The sequence below is a fragment of the Bradyrhizobium sp. BTAi1 genome (assembly GCF_000015165.1).
Lineage (GTDB): Bacteria > Pseudomonadota > Alphaproteobacteria > Rhizobiales > Xanthobacteraceae > Bradyrhizobium > Bradyrhizobium denitrificans.
On sequence record NC_009485.1, the window covers coordinates 6,368,409 to 6,384,466 of the forward strand.

The window sequence follows — 16,058 nt, forward strand, 5'->3', positions numbered from 1 at the left end:
ATTGTCAGGGATGAGGCCGACTACACGCGGGTGCGGCCGCGGGCGAGGCCCACGACGGCCGACACCAGAAACAGCACGATAGCGATGAAGAAGATGATCTTGGCGATCTCGATGGAGGCACCGGCGACGCCGCCGAAGCCGAGGATGCCGGCGATCAATGCGATAACCAGGAAGGTAACGACCCAGCCTAACATGACACGACCTCTGTCTCTCGATTGCGGTTCAAAGCGACGCGAGCCTGCGCCGTTGCCGGGACAATCGAGACCGGGAACATTGGTTCCAGGGCGCTGCACGGCTAAAAATTCGCGAATCGGCGGAACAATCGGCCCTCCCGCTGCCCCGAATTAGGGCTGTAAAACGCGGCGATCGGCCCCATATAGCCGTCAATCCCTGCTATGAGGGCTCCTCCTGCAGACCCGTTGATGCCGTCGTATGATGCCGGCAACGGGATGAGACTGATTCGCCGATGACCGAGCCCAACCGCGTGAGCCCCTTTCCTGCGCCTGACCACCAGCCCGTCGCCGGCGGTATCGCCGCGCGTGCGCGTGCCGCCGCGTCGGTGGGCGCACGCTATCTCGCGGGCCTCAATCCGGAGCAGCGCGACGCGGTCGAGACGCTGGATGGCCCTGTCCTGGTGCTGGCCGGGGCAGGCACCGGCAAGACCCGCGTGCTCACCACCCGCATCGCGCATATTCTGAGCCAGGGCCGGGCGCGCCCCGGCGAGATCCTGTCGGTGACCTTCACCAACAAGGCGGCGCGTGAGATGAAGACACGTCTCGCCGAGATGCTCGGACAGGCGGTCGAAGGCATGCCTTGGCTCGGCACCTTCCACTCGATCGCCGGGCGCATCCTGCGCAGCCATGCCGAGCTGGTGCAGCTGAAATCCAACTTCACCGTGCTCGACGTCGATGACCAGATCCGCCTCCTCAAGCAGCTGCTGCAGGCCGAAAACATCGACGACAAAAGGTGGCCGGCGCGCATGCTGGCCGGCCTGATCGATGGCTGGAAAAACCGCGGCCTGATGCCGTCGCAGGTGCCGCCCGGCGAAGCCGCCGTGTTCGGCAACGGCAAAGGCGGCAAGCTCTATGCGAGCTATCAGGAGCGGCTGAAGATCCTCAACGCCGCCGATTTCGGCGACCTGCTGCTCGAAAACATCCGGCTGTTCCGCGAGCACCCCGATGTGCTCAGGCAGTATCAGAGCCGCTTCAAGTTCATCCTGGTCGATGAGTATCAGGACACCAATGTTGCGCAGTACCTCTGGCTGCGGCTCCTGTCGCAGGCGCCGTCCTCCGGTTCGTCATTGCCGGGCTCGCCCCGACCATCCATTGCTTCTTCAGAGGATGGATCACCGGCTCTCGACGCTGCGCGTCGGCCCGGCGATGACGACAAGAGCGTTGCGGTCGCTGGCCCCGCCCCCAAGAACATCTGCTGCGTCGGCGACGACGACCAGTCGATCTATGGCTGGCGCGGCGCCGAGGTCGACAACATCCTGCGCTTCGAGCACGACTTTCCCGGCGCCAAGGTGATCCGGCTGGAGCGCAATTATCGCTCGACGGCGCATATTCTCGCCGCGGCCTCGCATCTGATCACGCACAATGAAGGACGCCTCGGCAAGACCCTGCGCACCGAGGATGTCGAGGGCGAGAAGGTCACGGTCACCGGCGCCTGGGATTCGGAGGAAGAAGCGCGCGGCATCGGCGAGGAGATCGAGGAGCTGCAGCGCAAGGGCGAACCGCTCAACGACATCGCGATCCTGGTGCGCGCCTCGTATCAGATGCGCGAGTTCGAGGACCGCTTCGTCACGCTCGGCCTGCCCTATCGCGTCATCGGCGGCCCGCGCTTCTATGAGCGCGCCGAGATCCGCGACGCGTTGGCCTATCTGCGCGTCATCAATTCGCCGGCCGACGATCTCGCCTTCGAGCGCATCATCAACGTGCCGAAGCGCGGGCTCGGCGATGCCACCGTGCAGATGCTGCACGACCACGCCCGCAAGCGCCGCATCCCGCTGTTCGAAGCGGCGCGCGCGGTGGTCGAGACCGACGAGCTGAAGCCGAAGGCGCGCGGGTCGCTGCGCGGGCTGATCCTGCAGTTCGAGCGCTGGCGCACCCAGCGCGAGGTGACACCGCACACCGAGCTCGCAGAGATCGTGCTCGACGAGAGCGGCTATACCGAGATGTGGCAGAAGGACCGCTCGGCCGACGCCGCTGGGCGGCTCGACAATTTGAAAGAGCTCATCCGTTCGATGGAGGAGTTCGAGAACCTGCATGGCTTCCTCGAGCACATCTCGCTGGTGATGGACCGCGAGGGCGCGGCCGACGAGGACGCGGTCTCGTTGATGACCTTGCACTCGGCCAAGGGATTGGAGTTCGACAACGTGTTCCTGCCGGGCTGGGAGGAAGGCCTGTTCCCGAGCCAACGCACGCTCGACGAACAGGGCCGCGCCGGGCTCGAAGAGGAGCGTCGCCTCGCCCATGTCGGCCTGACGCGCGCGCGGCGACGCGCCAAGATCTATTTTGCCACCAACCGCCGCATTCACGGCACCTGGACCACGACCATCCCGTCGCGCTTCCTGGATGAACTGCCGGCCGACAGCGTCGAGATCACGGAATCCAAGGGCGGTTCCGGCTGGGGCGGCGCCGGCGGCTACGGTCCGTCGCGGTTCGACAATGTCGAATCGTTCGGGTCGAGCTATTCCACGCCGGGCTGGCAGCGCGCGCAGGCGCGGCGCCCTGCGTCACGAGGCGCTTCGGAGGGCGGCTTCCAGGAGGAGCCATCGCCGTTCGCGGGGCGCGATCCGTTCGGCGGCAGCTTCGGCGGTCCATTCGGCCGCAACAAACGCGGGCCGCTGACGATCGAGGGCGAGCTGGTCGCGAAGTCCACCGGAACAACCTCCGAATTCGCGCTCGGCGACCGCGTGTTTCACCAGAAGTTCGGCTATGGCAAAGTGGTCAGGGTCGATGGCAACAAGCTGACCATCGCCTTCGACAAGGCCGGCGAGAAGAAGGTCGTCGACAGCTTCGTCGAGCGGGCGTGACCCGATCGCCACGGTCGACCGGGCATCGGTCCGCAGCATCGGACAACAGCAACCGAACCTCACACTTCGCCTTGGTTAGGCCTTGACCATGGCAGCGCGCGTCGTATGAGATGCAGCCATGGTCCGGGGATACGTCCTGTTCATCATTGCGGTTGCGTTGGGCTCGCCGTCATTTGCGACGGCGCAGACGGTCAGCTTTGGCGAGTCGGCCGGCCTGATCGCATCGAGCTGCGGCGCCGACATCACCGCGAATTGCCGCGGCGTCAATCTCGATTCAAACCGGCTCAAGGAGTGCCTGTCGCGCAACCAGGACGTGGTGTCAGCGCAATGCAAGGCCACCTATTTCAAGGCATTCGAGGCGATCCAGAAGCGCATTGCCGCGCGGGTCACCGTGGCCAATGCTTGTCAGCGCGAGATCGTCAAGCTGTGCAGCGGCTCCACCAAGGAGACCAGCAAGTCGATCCCCTGCCTGATCACCGCCAGCGGCGTCAGTACGCGCTGTCAGCAGGCGATCAGCGACGCGGGGTATCGCTGATGCGCGGAGCGAGATCGTTGATCGGCGGGTTGCTGGCCGCCGTCGTGATCACGGCGATCGCACCGGCGCGGTCGCAGGAGGTGACGCGCGACGACATCGTGCGCCAGCTCGCCCGCTTCGAGGCGGCGCCCACGCTCGATCTGCCCGCGCTCAAGCAGCAGACCCAGGAACGATCCAAGCTGCGCGGCCGCAACGAGCCGCCGCCGCAGAAGCGCCCGCCGATCGCGCCCGAGCTGATGAACCTGCCGGCCCTCAATGTCGACATCCAGTTCGACCAGGACACGCCGATCGTGCGCCCGGACTCCTATCAGACCGTCGGACGAATCGCCGACGCGATGGTGCATTCCGAGCTGCTGCCCTACACTTTCCTGATCGTCGGGCATGTCGAGGCCAATGGCAGGCGTGAGCCCAATGTCATCCTGAGCCAGCGCCGCGCCGATGCGATCCGCGACATCCTGGCGAATACGTTCAAGATCTCCGTCAAGCGGCTGCAATCGATCGGGCTCGGCGAGGAGCAACTGCTCGATCCGTCCAAGCCAACGGCCTCGGTCAACCAGCAGATCCAGATCATCACGGTGGCCAAGGTCGCCGAAGAGGCGGCCGCTCCGTCTCCAGCCGCGGCCCCGGCCGCATCCAGCAAGCAGGCGCCGCGCAAGCATCGCAATTGATGCAGCCGAGACCTGCGCGGCGACGATGAACCCCGCGCGCTCCTGCCACGACTTCCTCTCAGGGTACCGCGTCAAATCATCCGCGTCCCGGGCGCGAATGGAACCCGTTCTCAGATGCCTGCGTTCGAGCCGCGGCGCGGGTGCGCCAGGATGTTGATTGCCGGTTTGTCGATGGTGCCGCTTGATGGTATAGCCCGGTCTTTGCGGCCGTCGATTGAGCGGTGGTCGGTCTCATTGACGAGCGAGTGAGCCATGAACGCCATGTTCCGACGTCAGATGGTCGACTATGTCGAATACCATCGCGATCCGCGTAACGGGTTGATGCATGTCTTGGGGATTGTCCTGCTGTTCCTGGGCGCGGTGCTGCCCCTGAGCTTGTGGCATTTCGACGCGTTCGGAATCCGCATCAGCCTGGGAGCGGTGCTGGCCCTGCCCGTTCTGCTGTATTGGCTGCTTCTCGATGCCGCACTCGGCGCCGGCATTCTCGCTTTTGCCGTCTTGTTCCTTTCTGTGGCCATGATGATTGCCGATCACGTCCATGGACCGGCCCTGTGGGCCCTGTTTGCCGCGCTGGTGATCCTTGGCCTCGTGTCGCAAGCCGTGGGCCACCGGCTGTTCGAGCGCAACAATCCATCGTTGCTGGATCACCCGGCGCATCTCTTTCTCGGACCGATGTTCGTGATGGCGAAACTGTACATGGCGCTGGGATTCCGGCCTTCGGTGGCCGACCTCGTCGCGCCCAGCTGGTCGTCGGATCGGCTCGGCTCGGACCCTCTTCAAGGCGATCAGCACTCGCGTCCGTAATGAAAGTCCTCGTCACCGGCGGCAGCGGTTTTATCGGACACCACCTTGTCTCTGCGCTGGCAGCGCGGGGCACCGAGGTCCGCGTGCTCGACATCCGTTGCCCGACCCACATGATCGACGAGGTGGAGTATATTGAGGGCTCGGTGCTCGATGCCGGCCTGGTGCGCAACGCCGTCGCGGGCGTCGACCAAGTCTACCATCTGGCCGGGCTGCCGGGCATGTGGATGCCGGACCGCGAGGATTTCTACCGCGTCAACTGCGTCGGCACAGAAAACGTTCTGGCAGCAGCGCGCGCCAGCCGTATCCGCCGGTTCCTGCACTGCTCGACCGAATCGATTCTTTTCGACTATCCGGGTTCGATGGGGGCTGCGGCGGCTGAGACGGCACCGCCGGCCGAGGCCATGCCAGGGGCCTATACCCGCTCCAAGGCGCTTGCCGAGGCGCGGGCCATGGCCGCCGCCGCCGAGGGCTTCCCGGTGGTGGTGGGCACGCCGACGATGCCGATCGGACCGCACGACAGCAACCTGACGCCCCCCTCGGCGATGCTGCGCCATTTCCTGGACAGCCGGGTTCAGCTCTACCTCGATTTCATCGTCAACCTGGTCGATGTGCGGGACGTTGCCGCTGGCCTGATCCTCGCCATGGAGCGCGGCAAGGTTGGCGGCCGCTATGTGTTCGGTGGCGAGAGCCTGCGGCTCAGCCGGATTCTCGAACTGATGGCTGCGATCAGCGGCCGCAAGCACGTCGCCATCTCGGTCCCGGGCCGGCTGGCCGAGCTGTCCGCCGGCCTGCTCGAATTCGTCTCCGATCACCTCACCAAGCAGACTCCCTCCGGCACCGCCGAAGGCGTGCGGATCGCGCGGTCGGCCTCCGACCTGTCGATCGACCGGGCCAAGCGCGAGCTCGGCTACGCGCCCCGCCCGATCGAGCCCACTTTGCGCGAGACGATCGCCTTTTTGCTCGATTCCGAGCCGGGCAAGCGGCTCGACGAGAAACAACACCCTTTTCGCACGGCGGCCGAATAGCTAAGAGCGGCCGGTCCCACGTCACATAGCGGTTTCCAAACATGCCCGGCGATGCCAGCCCCATTTCGTCGTTTGCCTTCAGCGGCTGGACCACCACCTGGCCCACCTCGCTTCTGGCCATCATCTGGCTGATCTGGCTCGCCAGCTGGGTCGGCGCCTCGTTCTGGTCCGGGCAGACCCGCAAACATGTCACGGTGATCAAGACCAGCCGCTATCATGCGCTGATCGTGCTCGGCGGCATCCTGTTCACGCCCTGGACGTCACGGATCCTCGGCGAGACGCCGTTCTGGAACCCTGGCGAGACCGGGGTCTATGTGCTGACCGTGGTGACGCTCGCCGGCATCGCCTTCACCTGGTGGGCCCGCATCCATCTCGGCCGGTTCTGGTCGAACGCGATCACCCACAAGGAAGGTCACAAGGTGATCGACACCGGCCCCTATGGCCTGGTCCGCCACCCGATCTATACGGGCCTGATCCTCGGGATGATCGCGACCGGCATCGCCGTGGGCACTGTCAGCGCCGTGCTCGGCGCCATCCTGATCTCGCTCGGCATGGCCTGGAAGGCCAAGATGGAAGAGGTCTTCCTCGCCCAGGAGCTCGGACCGGATTACGTCGCCTACCGCCAGCGCGTGCCGATGATCATCCCCTTCTTGCCGCCGGGTTGATCTGGCGGCCCAACGCCGGACTTCTCGCGGCTCAGCGCCGGACTGGCGCTTCCGGGGATACTGCCGCCGCCGGCTGGTTCGCCGCTTGCGGGAGCAGGTGCCTTGGCAGGATGATGCGCTGGCCGGGGATCAGAGGCGTGGTGGCGATCCCGCGATTAGACTGCTGCAGCGCCCATAACGGAACCCGGTAATTGGCGGCGATCTGATCGACGGTCTCGCCCGGACGGATCGGCAGCGCGACGCCACTGTCCCACAATTCCACCGATGTCTTCGGCGGCACCAAATAGCGCAGCGGCACCGGATCGGAGTCGGCGGTCGCCGAGGTCTGCGACAGCTGGCTGATCATCGTGACCAGTTGGGCATGCACATCCTCCATCTTGTCGATGTTGATATGCGTGACCTCGTCATGGTCCTTCATGTCGAAGCTGGCGTAATGGCCGCGGAAGCCGGGCTCCGGCTTGACGTCGCCGCCGCCCAGGATGTTGTCCGACAGGAACAGGTTGATGAAGCGCTGCACGTTGAGCGGCACGCTCTTGGTGGCATGCGCCGGATCGACGGTGACGACCAGGCTGACCGGGATGTTCTGCTCCTGCAGCGTGATCGCGATGCGGACGCTGCACAGCCCGCCCATCGAATGGCCGATCAGGACGATCGGCGCCTGATCCTCACGGTAATTCTTCGCCACCTGCAGCGCGATCAGGTCGCACAAGGTGAACTCGTAGACGCTGGCCCAGAATCCGGCCTTCTCGATCTTTTCGGCGAGGCGGTCCATGCCGGTCGAGAACAGCGGGCCGAGCGCGCCGCGGAACAGGTAGACCCGCGGCGGCGGCAGCTGCTGGACCGGCTGGGGCGGCAGCTCAGCCCCGGGGCGGATGGCGGCTTGGGTCGGCGACGTCGTCGCCTTGGCGGTCTTGCTGGGCGCGGTGGCCGAAGCGGCACCGGCGATCGCGGCCTGCGGCAGCGCGGCAACCGCGAAAAACAAAACCAGCAGCGCGGGCCAACATCGCCCGGCTGCAGTTTCGGCGGCGTCGAGCCAGCCCCTCGTGATTCGCGCCACGCCGGTCATTCGCGCTCCCGGGAAAGCTCAAAGCTGAGATCAAGCAGGGTCATGCCCCCCTGCCATACCGCTTGTCGTCGCCGAATGGGAGCATTTTGGGGCGCATGACGGCGCCCCGCCGAGGATCAACGGTAGCCGTTGGCGCTGGCGGCGCGCTGCGGGCCAGCCATCCGATTCGGCGGCGGGGCCGGACGGCCCTTGCCGCCGAACACCACGGAATCGATCGCGCCCAGCACCTTCTGCTGCATGATCCGGTTCTTCTCGATCGTGATGTGACCGACGCCGGGAACCGACTGCACGTCCACATTCTCGAGCTTGCCGTGGAAACCGTCGTCGCGGCGGACCGGCTCGCCGGCACCGCTCGCAATGTAGAAATTGATGTAGCGCTCGGCATTGCCGCCAACGAGCTTGGTCTTGAACACCGAGTCCAGGCCGATCGCGAGCTTCACAGGCACGCCGAGCTGGCCGAGCTTGTTGATCATGTCCGGCAGCGCCGTCGCGCCGGAGGAATGGCCGACCAGGATGATGGTCTTGATGCGGCCGGCCCGATAGGCCGCCGCCGCCTCATCGGCCAGCGAGGACCACGACACGAAATTGGCGACCGTGTTCGGAATGCCCTGCGCGTCAAGCTTGGCTGCGATATCGTCGAGACCGAGCGAGAAGATGTTCAGCACGCCGCGCAGCAGATAGACATGCGTCGTGCTCGCGGCCGGCGCGGCGACCGGGCTCGGGGCCGCATGCACGGAACCGGCGCCGAGCGGCAGCGCCAACGCGACCGCCAATGCGACCATGCCGAACCAGCGCCCTGGGAGGCTGCGCGACGGGATGCTGCGCGGCGAGGTCGATCGAATGGTGCTGGAACGTGGCGTCATCGGTCCTTCTCCAAGGCGGAAACATCGAGACGGCGCGACCGTACCCGACACGCTCGCAGACGCAACATCGTCCCACATCGCCGCCGGCGTTCGTCGCCCCGACGTGGCCGCACGGCAACACTTGCCTTTCACGGTCACAGAAAAGCCCCGCAAGCGACACGATCGCGACGACGGCCGCGATTGCGCGACCACGTCGCCGTTCCTATCTGAACGCTTCGCCCGCCGTCGCGGATACCCGACCGCGCAATTTCCGAATCACATCGAAATCCGTCGAATGGCTCCCGTCATATCCGTTTCCGGCCTGTCGAAGACCTATGCGTCGGGCTTCACCTCGCTGAACAATATCCATCTTGAGATCGCGCGCGGCGAGATCTTCGCGCTGCTCGGCCCGAATGGCGCCGGCAAGACCACCCTGATCAGCATCATCTGCGGCATCGTCAATGCGTCGTCCGGCCAGGTCGCCGTCGGCGGTCACGACATCAACGCCGACTATCGCGCCGCGCGGGCCTTGATCGGGCTGGTGCCGCAGGAGCTGCACACCGATTCGTTCGAAAGCGTCTGGGCGACGGTGAGCTTCAGCCGCGGCCTGTTCGGCAAGCCGAAGAACCCGGCCTTGATCGAGAAGATTCTCAAGGATCTTTCGCTGTGGGACAAGAAGGATGCCAAGATCATCACGCTGTCCGGCGGGATGAAGCGGCGCGTGATGATCGCGAAGGCGCTGTCGCACGAGCCGCAGGTGCTGTTCCTGGACGAGCCGACCGCAGGCGTCGACGTCGAGCTGCGCAAAGGCATGTGGGACGTCGTGCGTGAGCTGAAGGCCGCCGGCGTCACGATCATCCTGACCACGCATTACATCGAGGAAGCCGAGGAGATGGCCGACCGGGTCGGCGTCATCAACAAGGGCGAGATCGTGCTGGTCGAGGACAAGGCCAAGCTGATGCAGAAGCTCGGCCGCAAGCGGCTGAGCCTGCATCTGCAGCAGCGCATCGATGCCATTCCGGAGGCGCTCGCACCCTATCATCTGACCCTGTCGGAGGACGGCTGGCGGCTCGCTTATGACTACGACACCAAGGGCGACCGCACCGGCATCACCAGCCTGCTCGGCGATCTCAGGGCCGCCGGCATCCGCTTCGTCGACCTCGAAACCAAGCAATCGTCCCTGGAGGACATCTTCGTGAGCCTGGTGCGGCAATGAACCTGCGGGCAGTCGGCGCAATCTACAAATTCGAGATGGCGCGCACCTGGCGCACGATCCTGCAGAGCATCGTGTCGCCGGTCGTATCCACCTCGCTGTATTTCGTGGTGTTCGGCGCCGCGATCGGCTCGCGGATCAGCGAGGTCCAAGGCGTCAGCTATGGCACCTTCATCGTTCCGGGCCTGGTGATGCTGTCGGTGCTGACCCAGAGCATCGCAAACGCCTCGTTCGGGATCTACTTCCCGAAATTCATCGGCACGATCTACGAGATCCTGTCGGCGCCGATCTCGCATTTCGAGATCGTGCTCGGCTATGTCGGCGCAGCCGCCACCAAATCGATCGTTCTCGGGCTGATCATCCTGGCCACGGCCGGGTTGTTCGTGCCGCTGCACATCCAGCATCCGGTCTGGATGCTGACCTTCCTGGTGCTGACCGCCATCACCTTCAGCCTGTTCGGCTTCATCATCGGCATCTGGGCCGATGGTTTCGAGAAGCTGCAGATGATCCCGATGCTGGTGGTGACGCCGCTAACCTTCCTGGGCGGCAGCTTCTATTCGGTCAACATGCTGCCGCCGACCTGGCACACGATCGCGCTGCTCAATCCGGTGGTCTACCTGATCTCCGGTTTTCGCTGGAGCTTCTACGAGATCGCCGACGTCAGGGTGGAGATCAGCGTCGCCATGACGCTGGGCTTCCTCGTGATCTGCATGTCGATCATCTGGTGGATCTTCAAGACCGGTTACCGGCTCAAGCATTGAGCCGGAGCCGCTCTCGGCAGATCAGCTCAGCGGCAGATCAGGTCAGCGATAGCAGTGGAAGCGGCCGTAGCCGTCGCGATAGCCGCGGCAATGGTAATGCCGGTGGTAATAGGAGCGATGCGGGATGCCCAGCGCGCCCTCGACCGCGCCGACCGCCCCGCCGACACCGGCGCCGACTGCGCCGCCCACGACCCCGCCAACCGGGCCGCCGATCCGATTGCCCTCATGGGCGCCCTCCCGGGCGCCGCGGACGATGCCCTGAGCATGGGCAGATTGCGGCAGCGCGAACCAGGCCAGCGCCAGCACGATCAAGGCGAGCGCGGCCAGCAGATAAGTCAGCCGCTGCGGCGCGCGGTCGTCGAGGACCGCGGTCCTGGCCTTCATCGTGAGCATTTTCAGTCCCGGTATCTGCATCAGGGATATCTGGAACGCAGATGCGGCCAAAAGGTTGCGGCGCCCGCACGAATTCGGCCGATTTAGAGCTTTCCTAAACAACGACGTGCCGTCAGGCTAAAAGGCCCTCGGACAATCGCGCAATTGTCACCATCGCGCCCGGCCGATCGACTTGCCTGCGCGGCCTCCGCAATTAAGGTTGAACCGGGCACCGGCTGGAACAAATGCGTGTCTTGCGACATAGTGCAGGCTGCCGGCTGGGGAGCTGCGGCGCGAATGACAGTCTACGGCCTGGAGGCCAGAGGTTCGATGCGTACCACTCTTTTTGCGATTGCCGGCTTCGCTTTTCTGTCGGCCACGCCGGCACTGGCCAAGATCGATATTACCGTCGACAAGAACAACCAGATCATGACGGTCGCGGTTGACGGCGTGGAGCGCTATCGCTGGCCGGTCTCGACCGGCATTCCCTCGCGTGAGACGCCGAACGGCACATTCCGGGCCTTCCGCATGGAAGCGGACCATTTTTCCAAGGAGTTCGACGACGCGCCGATGCCGCATTCGATCTTCTTCACGAAGGTCGGTCATGCCATTCACGGCACCGATTCCGAAGGCCGGCTCGGCACGCCCGCGTCCCATGGTTGTGTGCGCCTGTCCAAGGCGAACGCCACCACGCTGTATGATCTCGTGCAGAAGGACGGCGTGCTCAACACCACGGTGACACTGACCGGATCGGCCGAGGTGGCGCTGGCGCGCAATCCGCGTCGCGGCACCGCCGTGGCCCGCCGCGAGGCGCCGCAGCAATATGACGACAATGGCGAGCCCGTGGTGCTGACGCCGCAGCCGCAACTGCTGCCGGGACGGCCGATCGCTCCACAGCAGCGCCCGGACGACGGCTACATCTATCCGGCCGACGGCAGCGACAATGGCGTTCGCTATCCGGCCCCGCGCGGCACCAGCCGTCGCGTCTACGACGCGCAGGCCTATCCGTCGCAGCAGGACCCGTCGTATTATTACGACAACAGCAATCCGAGCTACGCGCAGCCGCGCTATTACCAGCCGCGATCCTATTATCAGCCGCGCAGCTACTACACCTATCAGGACTGACGCCTGATGATCCGCGTTGTCCGGCGCAGCTGAGCTCGCCGGAACATGCGATTGACCGTCCTTCATTCCGCGCCAACGCGCTCCAGCGGCGCCGGGCTCCGCTTGGCGCCGACCTGCCCCCGGGCCGTCGCGCTGCGTTGCCGGCGCTGAACGAAATACTGGTCGGCCAGCACGCCGATCAGGATCACCGTCCCCATCACGGCGAAGTTCAGCGAGCTCGGAATCCCCAGAAGGTTGACCAGGTTCTGCAGCACCTGCAGCAGGATCGTCCCGAGCACCACGCCGATGATCGAGCCCTCGCCGCCGCGCAGCGAGCAGCCGCCGAGCACGGCGGCCGCGATGGCGTAGAGCTCGTAGAACGAGCCGTGCACGGCCGGCGAGATCGAGCGGGTGTACATTGCGATCAGGACGGCGGCCAGCGCGGTCAGACCGCCGCAGATCACATAGGCCGAGATCACGACCCGGTCGGACCGGATGCCGGAATAGCGCGCGGCCTCCTCGTTCTTGCCGACCGCGTAGAAATAGCGGCCATAGACCGAGCGGTGCAGCACCAGCCAGGCGATGCCGGCCACGATCGCCAGCGCGACGACGCTGTGCGGCAACGGAAAGCCGAGCACATTGGTCCGTCCGGCGGTGAGCCATTCCAATGTCGGGAAGCTTGCACCATAGCCGAAGCCGGCGGTCGAATCCTCGGTGTAATAGCGCGCGGCGCCGCGATAGATCAGCAGCCCGCACAGCGTCACCACGAAGGGCTGAATGCGCATCTTGGTGGTGAGGGTGCCGTGCATGATCCCGATCGCGATGCCGCCCGCGATGATCAGGGCGAAGGCCACCATCCAGTTCACATCGCGGTTCACGATCAGGTCGATGAACAGCACGCCGAGCAGCGCGATCACCGACCCCACGGCCAGCTCGATGCCGCCGACGATGATCACGAAAGCCTCCGCGATCGAGAAGATGCCGAACATCCCGACCTGGTTGGCGGTGTTGGAAAGGTTGCCGACCAGGAGAAAGCGCGGATTGATGACCGCCACGACCGTGCCGACCACCAGGATCAGGATGAGCAGGCTGAGATCTTTCTTGTGCACGGGCGCCTCGTTCAGACGGTATGGCCGACGGCGAGCTGCAGCACATTGTGCTCGCTGAACTCGCTGCGCGCCAGGAAGCCGGAGATGCGGCCTTCATGCATCACGGCGATCCGGTCGCTGACCCCGATCACCTCTTCCATGTCGCTGGAAATCATCAGGATCGCCACTCCCGCATCGGAGAGCCGCCGCAGCATGTCGTAGATCTCCTGCTTGGCGCCGACGTCGATGCCGCGCGTCGGCTCGTCGAAGATCAGGACCTTCGGCCGCATCGACAGCCATTTGGCGAGCACGACCTTCTGCTGGTTGCCGCCGGACAATGTGCCAACCGGCGCTTTGACATCGGCCGCGCGGATCTTGAGGCGCTCGCGCTGATGGTCGGCATTGGCGGTCTCGCGAACCGTGTCGACCAGACCGAAGCTCGAATAGGATGCGAGATCCGGCAGCGAGACGTTCTGCGCCATCGACAATTCGAGCAGCAGGCCGCAAGCCTTGCGGTCTTCTGGAATGAGGTAGATACCGCGATCGATCGCCTCGCGCGGCGACGCGATGCGGATCGGCTCGCCGTCGACGCTGATACCACCCGCCAGCAAGGGATCGACGCCGAAAATGGCGCGCGCAAGCTCGGTGCGTCCCGCGCCGACGAGCCCGGCGAGCCCCAATATCTCGCCGCGGCGGAGTTGCAGGCTGACGGCCTGGTGGGGATAGGTCGAGGTGACGGCATCGGCAACGTCGAGGATGGTCTCACCCGGCGGCGCCGCCGGCGGCACGTAGAGAGATCTCAGGTCCCGGCCGATCATCAACCGGATCATGGCCGCTGGATTGAGCTCCTCACGCGTGAGCGCGCCGACCATGCGGCCATCCCGCAGCACGATCGCATGGTCAGCACATTGCATCACCTCGTTCAAACGATGGGTGATGAAGATGACGCTGACGCCGTCGGCCTTCAGGCCGGCGATGACCTGCATCAGCCGCTCCGTCTCCGACAGAGTGAGGCTCGAGGTCGGCTCGTCCATGATGACGCAGCGCGCGTCGAGCGACAGCGCCTTGATGATCTCCACCAGTTGGCGCTGCGCCAGAGACAATTCGGCGAGCGGCGTGTCAGGCGCGAAATCCGCACCGAGGCGATCGATCAGCGGACGCACTTTGGCAAGCAGGGTCTTGCGATCGATCAGCTTCAGCAATCCGCCATGGACCGGTTCGCGACCGATGAAGACGTTGCCGGCGACGTCGAGATTGTCGAACAGGTTCAGCTCCTGATGAACGAACGCGATGCCGGCCGCGATCGCATCCGCCACGCTGTAGCTCGTACGTGCGACGCCATCGATCCGGATCGTCCCACTGCTCGGCGCGACAACACCGCCGAGCACACGCATCAGCGTCGACTTGCCGGCGCCGTTCTCGCCGAGCAGCGCGACCACCTCGCCGGGCGCGACCGACAGGCTGACGTGGTCGAGCGCGACCACGCCAGGATAGGTCTTGCCGATGTCGATCAGCTCGAGGAAGGGCTCGCCCACGCCGGCCGTCGCACTACTTTTTCAACATCTGCTTCATCTGCGCCATGAAGTCGTCGACGTTGGACTTCTCGATGACCTTGCCGGGAACGATGATGATGCCGTTGGCGGGAACGCCTGATTTGTCCCCTTGAACGACCTTCGCCATTAGCTTCATGCCCTGATAGCCCCACTCGAACGGCTGCTGCACGACCGTGCCCTCGATCGCGCCGTCCTTCACGCCGCCGAGCGTGATCGGATCCTCGTCGAAGCCAATGATCTTGATCTTGCCGAGCTTGCCCGCCTCCTTCAGCACCTCATAGATGCGCGGCGTGTTGTAGGAATAGAAGCCGACCAGGCAGCTGACGTCGGGCATGGCTGCGAGAATGTCCTCGACGTTACGCTTGGCGCGGGTCTGATCGATCTCGTCGCCACGCACGTCGACCAGCTCCACCTTCGAGCCCTTGATGGTCTCCTTGACGCCCTCGATGCGCTCGCGGGCGTTGTCGGCGCCGAGCAGGCCGACGAAGCCGACGCATTTGCCGCCGTTCGGCAGCGCCTTGAGCATCAGCTTGCCGGCATCCTTGCCGAGCTCGGTGTTGGAGGAGCCGATATAGGCGATGCGCTTCGATTGCGGAGCATCACTGTCGGTGGTGAACAGCACCGTCTGTGCGGCAACCTTGTTGAGATGCTCGGTCTGGTTCTTCGGATCGACGGCGCTCACCATGATGCCGGCCGCGCCGGCCGCGACGAGGTCATCCAGCATCCGCTGTTGCACGGCGGCGGCCGCCTGCTCCGGATATTTGAGCTGCAAGCTGTAATCGGGCAGCTCGCCTTGCGCCTTCTTCACGCCGGCCTCGGCAATCTTCCAGAAATCGGACGCGCCGTTGACGACGAAGGCCAGCACCTTCTTGTCGGCGGCTCCTGCCGAGCCCACGCCGAGCACCATCGCCAACACCGCAGACGCGCCGGCCATCCAAAGACGCTTCATCGAACCCCTCCCATGTGAAGCCGGCCTGCTTGATGCGGCCGGCATTTTTGCACTCACGACGTCCTCCGTCCGGGCGGAGGCTCCGCCTGGACTCACGGCACGTCCCGGTCGATCCGATCTGAACAAGGGGCGTCATCGGTCCGCTCTGCAAAGCGTCGTCAGGCCGGCCGTCGTCATGGAGATATCAACCGAGCTTCAATGCCCGCGTGCCGCGCTGGCGCCCGACAGAAGACCTCAAACACGGGATCCGATTGAGGCACGCACCTCAAGGTAGCATGGTCTTCGCGGGCTCGCAACTAATCGCCGTGACGAAACATCTAACCTGCATTTTGCGGTGCGGCACGCCTCAGCCGGCGCAGCCATGCACCCGCCGCTCACG

General features: G+C 65.0%; 17 protein-coding genes. 9 read left to right on the forward strand and 8 right to left on the reverse strand.

All coding sequences use genetic code 11. The features are described 5' to 3' along the window. Positions 1-20: 20 nt before the first annotated feature. On the reverse strand, positions 21-194 hold the full coding sequence (locus BBTA_RS39195; RefSeq protein ID WP_008964634.1) for a DUF1328 domain-containing protein: 174 nt from the start codon (positions 192-194) through the stop codon (positions 21-23). A 272-nt stretch (positions 195-466) separates the two neighbouring features. Here BBTA_RS39195 and BBTA_RS28730 point away from each other — a divergent pair, with 272 nt between their 5' ends. The 3 genes from BBTA_RS28730 to BBTA_RS28740 all read left to right on the forward strand — a co-directional run bounded on the left by BBTA_RS28730 (position 467) and on the right by BBTA_RS28740 (position 4,237). Next, the gene (locus tag BBTA_RS28730; RefSeq protein ID WP_012046015.1) at positions 467-3,034 is read left to right on the forward strand and encodes an ATP-dependent helicase; all 2,568 of its coding nucleotides are present in this window, start codon (positions 467-469) and stop codon (positions 3,032-3,034) included. 118 nt (positions 3,035-3,152) lie between these two features. Next, on the forward strand, positions 3,153-3,569 hold the full coding sequence (locus tag BBTA_RS28735; RefSeq protein WP_012046016.1) for a hypothetical protein: 417 nt from the start codon (positions 3,153-3,155) through the stop codon (positions 3,567-3,569). Next, positions 3,569-4,237, forward strand: a complete 669-nt coding sequence (locus BBTA_RS28740) for an OmpA family protein (protein WP_012046017.1) — start codon at positions 3,569-3,571, stop codon at positions 4,235-4,237. Before BBTA_RS28735 ends, BBTA_RS28740 begins: the two co-directional genes overlap by 1 nt. A gap of 110 nt (positions 4,238-4,347) precedes the next feature. Here BBTA_RS28740 and BBTA_RS40930 read toward each other — a convergent pair whose 3' ends face one another. Next, on the reverse strand, positions 4,348-4,500 hold the full coding sequence (locus tag BBTA_RS40930) for a hypothetical protein (protein ID WP_168167923.1): 153 nt from the start codon (positions 4,498-4,500) through the stop codon (positions 4,348-4,350). On the opposite strand from BBTA_RS40930, the gene BBTA_RS28745 reads away from it, so the two are divergent. From BBTA_RS28745 to BBTA_RS28755, 3 genes are read left to right on the forward strand one after another with little or no spacing between them, the layout of a single operon-like run. Next, positions 4,490-5,041 carry a DUF962 domain-containing protein gene (locus tag BBTA_RS28745; RefSeq protein WP_012046018.1) on the forward strand — a complete coding sequence of 184 codons (552 nt, stop codon included), beginning with the start codon at positions 4,490-4,492 and terminating at the stop codon, positions 5,039-5,041. The two genes, BBTA_RS40930 and BBTA_RS28745, sit on opposite strands and share 11 nt — an antisense overlap. After that, complete coding sequence (locus tag BBTA_RS28750) at positions 5,041-6,066, forward strand: NAD-dependent epimerase/dehydratase family protein (protein WP_012046019.1); 1,026 nt, start codon at positions 5,041-5,043, stop codon at positions 6,064-6,066. The genes BBTA_RS28745 and BBTA_RS28750 overlap by 1 nt, the downstream gene beginning before the upstream one ends. A 41-nt stretch (positions 6,067-6,107) precedes the next feature. Then, positions 6,108-6,731, forward strand: coding sequence for an isoprenylcysteine carboxylmethyltransferase family protein (locus tag BBTA_RS28755; RefSeq protein WP_012046020.1), 624 nt, complete (start codon positions 6,108-6,110; stop codon positions 6,729-6,731). A 31-nt stretch (positions 6,732-6,762) separates the two neighbouring features. Here the strand turns inward: BBTA_RS28755 and BBTA_RS28760 are convergent, their stop codons facing one another. Further along, positions 6,763-7,797 carry a LysM domain-containing protein gene (locus tag BBTA_RS28760; protein ID WP_012046021.1) on the reverse strand — a complete coding sequence of 345 codons (1,035 nt, stop codon included), beginning with the start codon at positions 7,795-7,797 and terminating at the stop codon, positions 6,763-6,765. A 116-nt stretch (positions 7,798-7,913) separates the two neighbouring features. Then, entirely contained in the window at positions 7,914-8,660 is a 747-nt protein-coding gene (locus BBTA_RS28765) for a hypothetical protein (protein WP_012046022.1), read from the reverse strand. A gap of 274 nt (positions 8,661-8,934) precedes the next feature. Here BBTA_RS28765 and BBTA_RS28770 point away from each other — a divergent pair, with 274 nt between their 5' ends. Together BBTA_RS28770 and BBTA_RS28775 are read left to right on the forward strand one after the other, a co-directional pair. Beyond that, positions 8,935-9,855, forward strand: a complete 921-nt coding sequence (locus BBTA_RS28770) for an ABC transporter ATP-binding protein (protein WP_012046023.1) — start codon at positions 8,935-8,937, stop codon at positions 9,853-9,855. Further along, positions 9,852-10,613: an ABC transporter permease gene (locus tag BBTA_RS28775; protein ID WP_012046024.1), complete on the forward strand. Its 762-nt coding sequence runs from the start codon at positions 9,852-9,854 to the stop codon at positions 10,611-10,613. Before BBTA_RS28770 ends, BBTA_RS28775 begins: the two co-directional genes overlap by 4 nt. Positions 10,614-10,655: 42 nt before the next feature. On the opposite strand, the gene BBTA_RS28780 is transcribed toward BBTA_RS28775, so the two are convergent. Then, entirely contained in the window at positions 10,656-11,006 is a 351-nt protein-coding gene (locus BBTA_RS28780) for a hypothetical protein (RefSeq protein WP_012046025.1), read from the reverse strand. A 309-nt stretch (positions 11,007-11,315) separates the two neighbouring features. On the opposite strand from BBTA_RS28780, the gene BBTA_RS28785 reads away from it, so the two are divergent. Further along, positions 11,316-12,110 carry a L,D-transpeptidase gene (locus tag BBTA_RS28785; protein WP_012046026.1) on the forward strand — a complete coding sequence of 265 codons (795 nt, stop codon included), beginning with the start codon at positions 11,316-11,318 and terminating at the stop codon, positions 12,108-12,110. A gap of 62 nt (positions 12,111-12,172) precedes the next feature. On the opposite strand, the gene BBTA_RS28790 is transcribed toward BBTA_RS28785, so the two are convergent. From BBTA_RS28790 to BBTA_RS28800, 3 genes are read right to left on the reverse strand one after another with little or no spacing between them, the layout of a single operon-like run. Then, positions 12,173-13,198 carry an ABC transporter permease gene (locus tag BBTA_RS28790; protein WP_012046027.1) on the reverse strand — a complete coding sequence of 342 codons (1,026 nt, stop codon included), beginning with the start codon at positions 13,196-13,198 and terminating at the stop codon, positions 12,173-12,175. An 11-nt stretch (positions 13,199-13,209) separates the two neighbouring features. Further along, positions 13,210-14,712, reverse strand: a complete 1,503-nt coding sequence (locus BBTA_RS28795) for a sugar ABC transporter ATP-binding protein (protein WP_012046028.1) — start codon at positions 14,710-14,712, stop codon at positions 13,210-13,212. Between the two features lie 13 nt (positions 14,713-14,725). Then, on the reverse strand, positions 14,726-15,679 hold the full coding sequence (locus BBTA_RS28800) for a sugar-binding protein (protein ID WP_012046029.1): 954 nt from the start codon (positions 15,677-15,679) through the stop codon (positions 14,726-14,728). Positions 15,680-16,058 lie beyond the last annotated feature (379 nt).